The following is a 10373-nucleotide window of genomic DNA, read 5'->3' as shown; positions in this document are numbered from 1 at the left end:
GTATTTCATCAGATATTCTTATGAATCAGACTGCGTGATCGCTCACCCGTTTTTTGCGAGCGCCTTTGTTTAGACCCCATATTACCTCAGCATCGACTTTTGCAAGAGGTCTATTGATGAGTGAGTTTTATCGTCAGTTTAAGCTAACTGGCGATAAGGCTCAATTTCTGTGAATGGCCATCCTAGAAGAAAAACAGATATTGCGCGATCGCACTCTTGGGAATCTTCGGCTCTCAATAAGTTAAGTAAATCTTTGCATAATTTCCCTAAAATGGGAGCGAGATATAAGCAGTTCGCTAACCCACTGACAGAGAATTTTGCTATGTATCCTCATCTTCATCGCCTTAGCGTTATTACTGCCACCTTGCTCATCTCGTTGAGTTGTCCGTTACAAGTTGTAGGGATTACTTGGGGAAGCAATGCGGCTTTGGCGCAAGCACCAACTAGAGAACAACGCAATGACGAGGCGTTGCGGCTGTATCAAGTAGGAGTTAAGCAATATCAGCAAAGTCAATTTCGAGAAGCTTTAGAGACGTTTCAATCTGTTATAGTTATTGTCAGAGCAATTGGGGAGCGCCAAGGTGAAGGAGCCGCTCTCCACTATATTGGGGAAGTTTACCGCCGTCTGGAACAGTACCCAAAAGCGTCGGAGTATTATCAACAAGCTTTAGCCATTGTCAAAGCAATTGGTGACAAGGCGCAAGAAGGTACGACGCTCAACAATCTTGGGGAAGTTAACCGCCGCCTGGGACAGTACCCAAAGGCGTTGGAGTATCTTCAACAAGCTTTAGCCATTCGCCAAAAAATTGGTGACAAGGTAGGAGAAGGTACGACGCTCAACAATTTTGGGGTAGTTTACTACAGCCTGGGACAGTACCCAAAGGCGTTGGAGTATTATCAACAAGCTTTAGCCATTCGCCAAAAAATTGGTAACAAGGCGGGAGAAGGTACGACGCTCAACAATCTTGGGGCAGTTTACAGCAACCTGGGACAGTACCCAAAGGCGTTGGAGTATTATCAACAAGCTTTAGCCATTCGCCAAAAACTTGGTGACAAGGGGGGAGAAGGTACGACGCTCAACAATCTTGGGTTAGTTTACTACAGCCTGGCACAGTACCCAAAGGCGTTGGAGTATTATCAACAAGCTTTAGCCATTGCCAAAGCAATTGGTGACAAGGCGCAAGAAGGTACGACGCTCAACAATCTTGGGGCAGTTTACAGCAACCTGGGACAGTACCCAAAAGCGTCGGATTATTATCAACAAGCTTTAGCCATTCGCCAAAAAATTGGTGACAAGGCGGGAGAAGGTATGACACTCAACAATATTGGGGAAGTTTACCGCAACCTGGGACAGTACCCAAAAGCATTGGAGTATCTTCAACAAGCTTTAGCCATTCGCCAAAAAATTGGTGACAAGGCGGGAGAAGGTACGACGCTCAACAATCTTGGGTTAGTTTACTACAGCCTGGGACAGTACCCAAAGGCGTTGGAGTACTATCAACAAGCTTTAGCCATTGTCAAAGCAATTGGTGACAAGGCGCAAGAAGGTACAACGCTCAACAATTTTGGGGTAGTTTACAGCAACCTGGGACAGTACCCAAAAGCCTTGGAGTACTATCAACAAGCTTTAGCCATTGCCAAAGCAATTGGTGACAAGGCGCAAGAAGGTACGACGCTCAACAATCTTGGGCGAGTTTACGACAGCCTGGAACAGTATCCCAAAGCGTTGGATTATCTTCAACAAGCTTTAACCATTGCTCAAGCAATTGGTGACAAGGCGGGAGAAAGGACGACGCTCAACAATATTCGCGAAGTTAACCGCCGCCTGGGAAAATAACCTCAAGCGTTGGAGAATTATCCACAAACCTTAGCTATTGCCCAAGAAATTAGTGACAAAGTAGGGGAAGTTGCAAGACTCAACAATCTTGGGGAAGTTTTCGCGGTATCAATCGGCTGTGGTTGAGGTGGATAACAGCTGCGGGAGATGCGATTCTCTTGCCCTGTGAGCAAGCTGACTGGAATTGAAAACGACCAAGCTCACCGGATACAAGCAACCTCTGCAACCCAACCAGCTTGTCACGTTTCGGTGCAGAGGCTTGTTAGCTGGCGATGACTAAAACTTTGATTTGTTAGCAAAAAGGGGTTTACGGTATTAGCTGTTGGACAGAAATTCTCGAAAGTAGCGAGCAATTGCCTCTAGCTCGCGCTTCTCACCCATCCCAATTGCCAGATCCAAAGCAAGTGCTTTTCTTGAATTTATTAGAAAGTAAAATTGAGAACGTATGTGTGTATATCCATACCCGATGTAATGTGAGTCTAGAAACGTTACTTCTGCTGAGCGAATTTCATGGAGTGGCAATTCAACAACTTTAGATTGTCTCAACCCTTGAAACTCTATAGTTGCTTGGTTAGTAGCTTTATTTAATCTATATATAGTTACTATTTTTTCATTTGACAAAAAACGACGAAGTGCAAGCCAAAAAGCCCATACTGCTAAAGGTGAGAAGAGAAATCCCCACCATCCGATACCAAGGCTTATGCTGATTGCGAATAAAAATCCTCCTATCATGAGTAGAAAACAGAGCATCACAAAAGCAGTGCCGAGGAAAAACTCTGCTTTCGTTCCTCTTTGAATAATCAAGACTTGTTCGGTTTTCTTTAGGATCTTCATCGTCGTTCAATCCTTGAAAATACTATTGACGCGATTACTTTTCGATATCTTCAAACGACCATCATTTCAAACGAGCAACGATTGGCTTGAAATGGTGTTAACTAAGCTTACACTTTTTCAAGGCTTTCTTGCATAAATGATTGCGGAAAAATAAGCCAGCTACACTGTCCGCTAATACCAATTCCTAATAACCGCCAAGCAAGAAGCTGAATCGGCTAAACGTGCTGAACAATTCCCACTTAGCTCGGCGAAAGCGAGCGCGCTTAATTGACCTCAAAATCGTCCAAATTGCTCTCGATCATATCGTCCCAGATACCCCTGTTTCATTGATTTGCAAAAGCTACAGAGGAGCATTTTGGTTTTCTGACGTGATCAATAAACTTAGGCTGAACTTGTTTAAAAATTACCTGGTAACGCTGACGAAATGCTTCTCTTTGAGCTTTGAATGCTTGCTTCTTTTCTTCTTATCTATTTTCTGATTATCGTTAAGTTTTAGATGAAAATCTGTTTTTTTCACTGAAGGCTCGTCAAGGAGGGCTTGTGCTAAGAGCAACACCACTTTGCGCCCTTACCCTCCCTCTGGGTTGTCGCTCATAATGTAATAATGATAATCATTATTACAAAGCTAGAGGAATCCGTCATGGTACAAGCGCCGACAAACACCATTCCCGTCACTGTTCTCACTGGATACCTGGGCGCGGGGAAGACAACGCTCCTGAATCGCATCCTGACTCACGAACACGGGCTGAAGGTGGCGGTGATAGTCAACGAGTTCGGGGAAGTGGGGATTGATAACCAACTGATTGTCAATACCGATGAAGAAATCTTTGAGATGAACAACGGCTGCATCTGCTGTACCGTGCGTGGCGACTTGATTCGGATTATCAGCAACTTGATGAAGCGGCGGAATAAATTTGACCATTTGGTGATTGAAACCACCGGACTCGCCGATCCTGCGCCTGTGATTCAGACATTTTTTGTGGATGAGGATATGCGCGATCGCGTAAAGTTAGACGCTGTAGTGACAGTTGTAGATGCTCTCCACATCTGGAATCACTGGGAGGCGGAGGAAGCGCAGGAACAGATTGCCTTTGCCGATGTGATTTTGCTGAACAAAACTGACTTGGTGACACCAGAACAACTTGATGAGCTTGAAAAGCGGATTCGCTCAATGAATGCGATCGCCAAAATCTACCGCACCCGCAACTCCGAGTTAGAGATGGATGCGCTCTTAGGAGTAGGAGCATTTGACTTAAATCGGGCGTTGGAAATTGACCCACAATTTTTAAATGAAGATGCCCACGAACACGATGAAACCGTGTATTCAATTGCTTTGGTGGAAGCGAAACCACTTGATTTTGAAAAGCTCAGCAATTGGATAAGTTCCCTATTGCAAACTCAGGGTCAAGATATTTTTCGGATGAAAGGGATTCTCAATATTGCAGGCGAAGACCGTCGCTATGTATTCCAAGGCGTACATATGCTATTTGAGGGAAACCCTGACCGTCCCTGGAAACCCGACGAAGAACGCAAAAATGAACTTGTTTTCATCGGTCGCAATCTCAACGAAGCGCAACTAAAAGAGGACTTTCAAGGATGCCTAGCGTAAAAGAACCGCTGCTTAAATTGGCGACGCAAGGAACCCTCTCCGATTACGTGACAGTTGTTGCTTGGTCGCCCGATGGCACAATAGCGGCAAGTTCCGCCGCCGGAGAAGTGATGCTTTTGCAAAGTGAGGAAACCACCCTCTTCCAATCAGCGAATGCTAATTCTGTAGACTGCTTAGCTTTTTCTCAAGACGGTCAATTTTTAGCGGCAGGCGGACAAGATGGACAAGTAAAAATTTGGGAATTAAATTCTGGGGAATTAATTGCAACTTTATCCAATGCACCCACTTGGGTTGACCAGATGGCTTGGAGTCCCAACAGTAATTTGTTAGCTTTCAGTTTGGGGCGCTTCGTACAAGTTTGGGATGCTGATACGAGAGAAATTGCTACAACTCTAGATTTTGCCGAATCTTCGGTTTTAAATATTAATTGGCATCCCAACGGTCAGGGGTTAACAGTTGGCGGCTATCAAGGGGTGAAAATTTGGAATCCCCAAGATTGGGATGACGATCCTTATATGATGTCGGTTGATTCTGCTAGTTTAGCGATCGCTTGGTCGCCTGATGGCAAATACCTTGCCTCTGGCAATCTAGATCGCACCATCACCGTCTTAGAGTGGAATAATCCCCATCCTTGGGTGATGCGAGGGTTCCCCGGTAAAATTCGCCACCTAGCTTGGTCGCAAGCACTGACAAAAACAGGTGCGCCCCTCTTAGCCAGCGCCAGCGCCGAATGTATTGTCGTCTGGGAAAAGCACCCAGATGTCTCTCGCGCTTGGGAAGGTCGAGTGCTAGAAAGGCACACAGAAGTCGTGCAAGCCATTACTTTTCAACCAGACACTTTCCTCTTAGCTTCAGCATCCGAAGACGGATGCGTGTTTCTCTGGCACAAAGCCACGCGCCTAGCGCAACACCTGAAAGGCGCACCTGACGGCTTTTCCTGCCTTGCATGGCATCCCCAAGGACATCCACTCGCCGCCGGGGGGAACAATGGCGAAATACTAATTTGGTCGCCAAGCCAACGTGGTCAAGGATTTGGTCGCCGTTGAGCAAAACTTAGCTGACTGTTTATTGGCTATAATGCCATCAAAAACTGTCAGCTTCTAAATTATGAACAAAACTGCTCTGGCAATGCTAGCCTCCCCTGTAATTTTGGCATCAATGTTACTGTTAGCTAATGCAGCACAAGCCGCTGAAGCTTCAAATGCCATGCTGTCTGCACCATCTGCACAAGTTGTTGTAGCGGATCAACAAGTTTCCGCATCTGTACAACCGAGTAATCCAATCAAAGACCACATGAGTTGCAGCTGCGCTGCTTGCACAAAGGCTTTGAGTCAAATGCAAGGTCAGTTTACCCTTTAGTCAGGATGCAGAGGCGGCGATGCGCTAACCCCCATCACCGCCTCAACTGTTTCATTTGTCGCAAAATCTTTGTCGAACGATTAGCTGTTCCCGCCTGAGTCAAAATTCCTTGGGAAGGACTAAACAGCAAGGCTAGTAAAAACAATCCAGAGACAACTAACACAATTGCTGGTCCAGATGGGACATTCAAGTAATAGCTAATATACAAGCCGCTGACACTAGCAGTTACCGCACTTATTGCACCTAATCCCATCATTAGGTGCAATTCTTTTACTAATAAATAGGCAGTAATCCCAGGGCCAATTAACAGCGAAACGACTAAGACAACTCCTACTGCTTGCATACTAGCAATAATAGTGAGAGTAATCGCTGCCATCAATCCAAAGTGAATGAAATTACCTGGCAATCCGATAGCCTGTGCGCCTAACGGATCGAAAGTATAAAACAAAAGTTCTTTATAAAAAAGCTTGACTAACAATAAAACAATAATAGTAATAATGAAAGTTCTCAGAGCATCTGCACTGGTTACGCCTAAAATATCTCCGAATAGAAAACTATTCAAATCCAATTTACTTCTCAAAAGAGTAATCAGAGTAACGCCCAAGGCAAAGAAACCCGAATAAACCAACCCCAATGCGGCATCAATCTTTACTCGTGATTGAGACTGAATCCAGGCAACCACAAAAGTGCTGATAGTACCTGAAATAAAAGCACCAACGAGAATATCAACGCCCAAAAAGAATGCGATCGCTAGCCCCGGCAAAACCGAATGAGCGATCGCATCCCCCAATAATGCCATGCGTTGGACAATCAAATAACTGCCTACCACAGAGCAAAGAACGCCTACCATAACCGCAGTCGCGATCGCCAGACGCATAAACTCAAAACTCAATGGTTCAATTAGCCAGTTAGCCATTAGTTATTAGTCATTGGTTATTAGTAATTCAATTAAAACTCTGTTCAAGTAGCAAACCAATTTAAATTGTAGCCATAAGCTTCTTGAATATTAGCAGCAGTAAAGACTTCCTGACGCGAACCAGTCGCAATTAACTGTTTATTCAATAACAAAAAATTATCATATTGACTCAAACTTTCACCCAAATCGTGACTAATAACCAAAAGAGTTTTTCCAGCCGCCTTCAGTTCCGCAAAAATATCAAAAATAACTTCTTCTGTCTTCTTATCAATCCCGATAAACGGCTCATCAAAAAAGAATAACTCCGCTTCCTGTGCAAGACTTCGTGCCAAAAATACCCGTTGCTGCTGTCCCCCCGACAACTCCCCTATCTGCCTTTTTCGCAAATCCAGCATCCCCACTCGCCGCAACGCCGCCGCCACAACTTCCTCAGATTGACAGGTGGGTTGGCGAAACCAACCTGTATGACGAGTCCGCGCCATCATCACCACATTCCAAGCCGTAATCGGATAATCCCAGTCTATTTGCGATCGCTGCGGCACATACGCCACCTGCTGCAACTGCTGTTTTAGAGAACGGGCGCGAAACTTCACCACCCCACTCCTTGCCGGAATCAAGCCCAGAATCGCCTTAAGCATCGTACTCTTACCCGCTCCATTCGGCCCAATCACCCCCACCACTTGCCCTGATTCCAAACGAAAACTGACATTTTCTAACGCGCAAACTCCCCGGTAGTTGACAGCTAAATGCTGAACCTCTAACATGATCGACTATATCGTGATAATGATAATCATTATTAAAGCATTTATTGACTCGGAATGTTACAGAAGATGAAATTAAACTTGGGAATTACCAAAATAGCGATCGCTTTTGGGCTATGGGGGTGTAATTCAGCACCAAGAGATTCGACAAACATACTGGCAAATGCCAGCTCGAATCAGCCGCAAGTCGTAGCAACCACCGATATTCTGTGTGACTTAACACAAGAAATTGCCCAAGGCACCATCGATCTCACCTGCTTAATTAATCCTGGCACCGATCCGCACCTATATCAACCGAAACCGGAAGATCGAAAAGCCATTGAGAACGCCAGACTAATTCTCTACGCAGGCTATGATTTTGAACCAAGTTTAATTAAATTAATTCAAGCAACTAAAAATCCAGCCCTCAAAATTGCCGTGAATGAGATTGCAGTTCCCAACCCCGAACCATTTCAGGAGGATGACAAAACCGTTCCCGATCCTCACGTTTGGCACGATGCCAAAAATGGCATCCGGATTGTGGAAACCATACGCAGCAACTTGGAAAAATTAGCCCCTAGCAATGCGGCACTTTATAACAGTAACGCCGAAAAATTAACAAGTGAACTCCGGCAGGTAGATACTTGGATTAAAACTCAAGTTGCCACAATTCCCCCGACTCAACGCAAATTAGTTACAACTCATGATGCGCTAGGTTACTATGTCAAAGCTTATGGCTTGTCCTTTGAAGGGGCATTGGGTGGACTGAGTACCGAAGAAAAACCCGCAGCCGCGCGAGTGAAAGCACTCGTTAAAGACATCAAAAATGTTGGTGTCCCCACAATTTTTGCAGAAACGACGACAAACCCCAGACTGATTGAAGCAGTAGCTAAAGAGGCGAATGTCAAAGTTTCAGACAGAGAACTGTTTGCCGATAGTCTCGGTGCATCAGGAACCGAAGGCGAAAATTACCAAGGAATGCTGATTGCCAATACGCGCACCCTTGTTGAAGGATTGGGAGGAAAATATACTCATTTAAAGTCGAAAAATTATAGTCAGCCTTAATAAATAAGGCAGGCAATCACCCTACTTAACATAGAGCTTCAAGCTAACAATTCATCTATCGCGACACTAAATCCTGTGATTACCAATTGCGTGCTTACCACATCCCCAGTGTTAAACCCTAATGTCTGACTTTGAGTAATTAATAATACCCGACGACTCTCAGGAAATACCAGCCAAACTTCCTGACAGCCCGATTCTAAATACTCGCTTGCTTTGGCAAACAAATCCTCGGCTGAATCGGTTGGAGAAGCGATTTCAGCAATTAGCGGTGGACTTTGTGGTAATGCTCCTACCTCAGCAAACTGTGCTATCAATTCCGCTGTTAGATAGGATACATCCGGACGACGACCCTGCTTTAAAGTTCGACAGGGAAGTTCTACAGCAACCTCTCCTCCTTGTCCAGATTGGGTAATGAAATTTTTCCAGCCCCAAGCTAATCTAGTCTGAACTATACTATGTTTTACCGTCATTCCCATTTTCTCCACAAGTTGTCCATCCACCCACTCCATGTTTTCGGGGGGATTAGCCATAAAGTCTTCTAAAGAGAAGCTTTCGGTTACAGTAGCGATCGCCATATTCATCTACTCGCTTTGGTCAGGTACTAATATTATGGCAGCCTGTACATTGCAGATACCCCCAACTTCCTGATCAAAAGAAGTTGGGGGTATGTATTATCTATAAATTACGAAAAATTATTAACGAACCCTAGCTGTTTCGCACTCCAAACGAGGTGCAGCTAGCTCTTGGGATATCATCTCATCTGGAAAATGTTTATCTATAATTTCAGGGATTTCTTTAGCGTCAATCCGAGTGTAGCGGGTTTTATCCGGCATAACGATATTCGGCCCTGCTTTGCAACGCTTCATGCAGCCAGTCCCCTTAATCGTAACCTGGTCGTCCAAGCCGCGATCGCGCAAACCTTCTTCCAAAGCCTGACAAACTTTATTAGCACCCAACTTGCAACAATCTGACTTTTTACACACCAAAATTGTCGTTTTGACACCGGACGGGAGGGGAATTTTTTTTGCAGGTGTAGGCAATTCCTGAATTGCCTCTACTTGTGCAACTTCCCTCTCTTGATTGGGGGCAACACTTGGTTTAACAATATAAGCTTTTAGTTTAATTTCGCCATTTTTGGGCTTTAGCTTTCTTTCGCCAAAAACTTCCACCCAAGAACCCGGTTTCACTGCCGATCTGAAAAGGGAAATTCGACCTTCTTTGGAAAGCTTGATTTGAGCTTCACCCTCGGAAGTGGCGAGTCGCAGACTTTTTATTTTATAACCATCTTCAACTACAAAACCCAGTAACCATCCTTGAAGATGAAATTGTGCTACTTGATAGTTTTCTTTAGACATAGCTGTTATTAAATCCTCTTTTTCAAGTTCTTTTGGATAGTTACAGGGATTGCCAACATCGCTCAAGATGCCTCGCCAAGTCGCGGCGGGATACCGTTAACTGTCTGACAACACTCCACACCTGGACAGCACCGGTAACGCTGTGCACATCAACCCATAAAGGCTGGTTAATCGAACATCCGCAGTGTATGTCTAGTTCTTGCAAGCGGTAATAGACTTGCCACCGATCTGCTGGCTTAACTGCAACAACAAGGCTGGCTTCGACTTTTGGCTCTATTGGATTCATTTGTCTCTACAAACGCGAGAAATTACCATTTACTTTTTCTCCTCCACTTCCTGACATCCGGTGAAATCTTCGGTAGCAAGGATTTTCGCCCGTCTTTTCCTACATAACTACATATAACCCAAACGCTAACAATTCTCAACTAGCTTAGCCAATAATTTAAAAATATGACAGAAATTGGATCGATCCCTAGGCGGATGCGGAAGGCTCGAAACCCTTTCTCCAGGAAGTCATGGAGGATAAATTTGGCAAGCTAAAAGGCTTTGTATTTACCAATAAACTTTGGCAGGAATGCTTTACCCCTGCTAGTTTTGAGCCAAAACAGGGAGTGCGTGATACACTGACTTTATTAGCAACAACGGTTGCTTAATGAAA

13 protein-coding genes are annotated in these 10373 nt (G+C 44.7%); 7 read left to right on the top strand and 6 right to left on the bottom strand.

The genetic code is table 11. The features are described from left to right. Window positions 1-169 precede the first annotated feature (169 nt). Window positions 170-1837 carry a tetratricopeptide repeat protein gene (locus NDI42_RS15585; RefSeq protein ID WP_190458970.1) on the top strand — a complete coding sequence of 556 codons (1668 nt, stop codon included), beginning with the start codon at window positions 170-172 and terminating at the stop codon, window positions 1835-1837. A 147-nt stretch (window positions 1838-1984) separates the two neighbouring features. Next, the gene (locus NDI42_RS15580; protein ID WP_277876892.1) at window positions 1985-2113 is read left to right on the top strand and encodes a hypothetical protein; all 129 of its coding nucleotides are present in this window, start codon (window positions 1985-1987) and stop codon (window positions 2111-2113) included. Between the two features lie 39 nt (window positions 2114-2152). Here the strand turns inward: NDI42_RS15580 and NDI42_RS15575 are convergent, their stop codons facing one another. Further along, complete coding sequence (locus tag NDI42_RS15575; RefSeq protein ID WP_190458969.1) at window positions 2153-2671, bottom strand: hypothetical protein; 519 nt, start codon at window positions 2669-2671, stop codon at window positions 2153-2155. A gap of 640 nt (window positions 2672-3311) precedes the next feature. Here NDI42_RS15575 and NDI42_RS15570 point away from each other — a divergent pair. The 3 genes from NDI42_RS15570 to NDI42_RS15560 all read left to right on the top strand — a co-directional run bounded on the left by NDI42_RS15570 (window position 3312) and on the right by NDI42_RS15560 (window position 5639). Beyond that, window positions 3312-4280 (top strand): CobW family GTP-binding protein, encoded by a 969-nt coding sequence (locus NDI42_RS15570; RefSeq protein WP_190458967.1) that lies wholly within the window; start codon window positions 3312-3314, stop codon window positions 4278-4280. After that, a complete protein-coding gene (locus tag NDI42_RS15565; protein WP_190458965.1) occupies window positions 4268-5326 on the top strand; it encodes a WD40 repeat domain-containing protein in 1059 nt (352 codons plus the stop codon). Before NDI42_RS15570 ends, NDI42_RS15565 begins: the two co-directional genes overlap by 13 nt. Before the next feature lie 61 nt (window positions 5327-5387). Then, complete coding sequence (locus NDI42_RS15560) at window positions 5388-5639, top strand: hypothetical protein (protein WP_190458963.1); 252 nt, start codon at window positions 5388-5390, stop codon at window positions 5637-5639. 34 nt (window positions 5640-5673) lie between these two features. Here the strand turns inward: NDI42_RS15560 and NDI42_RS15555 are convergent, their stop codons facing one another. Both NDI42_RS15555 and NDI42_RS15550 read right to left on the bottom strand, forming a co-directional pair. After that, entirely contained in the window at window positions 5674-6555 is an 882-nt protein-coding gene (locus NDI42_RS15555) for a metal ABC transporter permease (RefSeq protein WP_190458961.1), read from the bottom strand. A 44-nt stretch (window positions 6556-6599) separates the two neighbouring features. Then, window positions 6600-7319: a metal ABC transporter ATP-binding protein gene (locus tag NDI42_RS15550; RefSeq protein ID WP_190458959.1), complete on the bottom strand. Its 720-nt coding sequence runs from the start codon at window positions 7317-7319 to the stop codon at window positions 6600-6602. 66 nt (window positions 7320-7385) lie between these two features. On the opposite strand from NDI42_RS15550, the gene NDI42_RS15545 reads away from it, so the two are divergent. Then, window positions 7386-8360 (top strand): metal ABC transporter solute-binding protein, Zn/Mn family, encoded by a 975-nt coding sequence (locus NDI42_RS15545; RefSeq protein WP_242017809.1) that lies wholly within the window; start codon window positions 7386-7388, stop codon window positions 8358-8360. A 38-nt stretch (window positions 8361-8398) separates the two neighbouring features. On the opposite strand, the gene NDI42_RS15540 is transcribed toward NDI42_RS15545, so the two are convergent. The 3 genes from NDI42_RS15540 to NDI42_RS15530 all read right to left on the bottom strand — a co-directional run bounded on the left by NDI42_RS15540 (window position 8399) and on the right by NDI42_RS15530 (window position 10001). Then, window positions 8399-8935: a Uma2 family endonuclease gene (locus NDI42_RS15540; RefSeq protein WP_190458954.1), complete on the bottom strand. Its 537-nt coding sequence runs from the start codon at window positions 8933-8935 to the stop codon at window positions 8399-8401. 120 nt (window positions 8936-9055) lie between these two features. Next, complete coding sequence (locus NDI42_RS15535; RefSeq protein WP_190458951.1) at window positions 9056-9715, bottom strand: (2Fe-2S) ferredoxin domain-containing protein; 660 nt, start codon at window positions 9713-9715, stop codon at window positions 9056-9058. A 40-nt stretch (window positions 9716-9755) separates the two neighbouring features. Next, window positions 9756-10001, bottom strand: a complete 246-nt coding sequence (locus tag NDI42_RS15530) for an Asr1405/Asl0597 family protein (protein ID WP_190458949.1) — start codon at window positions 9999-10001, stop codon at window positions 9756-9758. A 229-nt stretch (window positions 10002-10230) separates the two neighbouring features. On the opposite strand from NDI42_RS15530, the gene NDI42_RS15525 reads away from it, so the two are divergent. Next, entirely contained in the window at window positions 10231-10368 is a 138-nt protein-coding gene (locus NDI42_RS15525) for a hypothetical protein (RefSeq protein WP_190458947.1), read from the top strand. Window positions 10369-10373: the final 5 nt, after the last annotated feature.

The sequence above is a fragment of the Funiculus sociatus GB2-C1 genome (assembly GCF_039962115.1).
GTDB classification, from domain to species: Bacteria; Cyanobacteriota; Cyanobacteriia; order Cyanobacteriales; family FACHB-T130; genus Funiculus; species Funiculus sociatus.
This window is presented reverse-complemented; position numbering and strand designations above follow the sequence as displayed.

Bases quoted from the DNA above. Each gene is read 5' to 3' on its own strand.
- NDI42_RS15580 (WP_277876892.1), top strand. From the start codon at position 1,985: ATGCGATTCTCTTGCCCTGTGAGCAAGCTGACTGGAATTGAAAACGAC.
- NDI42_RS15575 (WP_190458969.1), bottom strand. From the start codon at position 2,671: ATGAAGATCCTAAAGAAAACCGAACAAGTCTTGATTATTCAAAGAGGA.
- NDI42_RS15570 (WP_190458967.1), top strand. From the start codon at position 3,312: ATGGTACAAGCGCCGACAAACACCATTCCCGTCACTGTTCTCACTGGA.
- NDI42_RS15565 (WP_190458965.1), top strand. From the start codon at position 4,268: ATGCCTAGCGTAAAAGAACCGCTGCTTAAATTGGCGACGCAAGGAACC.
- NDI42_RS15560 (WP_190458963.1), top strand. From the start codon at position 5,388: ATGAACAAAACTGCTCTGGCAATGCTAGCCTCCCCTGTAATTTTGGCA.
- NDI42_RS15555 (WP_190458961.1), bottom strand. From the start codon at position 6,555: ATGGCTAACTGGCTAATTGAACCATTGAGTTTTGAGTTTATGCGTCTG.
- NDI42_RS15550 (WP_190458959.1), bottom strand. From the start codon at position 7,319: ATGTTAGAGGTTCAGCATTTAGCTGTCAACTACCGGGGAGTTTGCGCG.
- NDI42_RS15545 (WP_242017809.1), top strand. From the start codon at position 7,386: ATGAAATTAAACTTGGGAATTACCAAAATAGCGATCGCTTTTGGGCTA.
- NDI42_RS15540 (WP_190458954.1), bottom strand. From the start codon at position 8,935: ATGGCGATCGCTACTGTAACCGAAAGCTTCTCTTTAGAAGACTTTATG.
- NDI42_RS15535 (WP_190458951.1), bottom strand. From the start codon at position 9,715: ATGTCTAAAGAAAACTATCAAGTAGCACAATTTCATCTTCAAGGATGG.
- NDI42_RS15530 (WP_190458949.1), bottom strand. From the start codon at position 10,001: ATGAATCCAATAGAGCCAAAAGTCGAAGCCAGCCTTGTTGTTGCAGTT.
- NDI42_RS15525 (WP_190458947.1), top strand. From the start codon at position 10,231: ATGGAGGATAAATTTGGCAAGCTAAAAGGCTTTGTATTTACCAATAAA.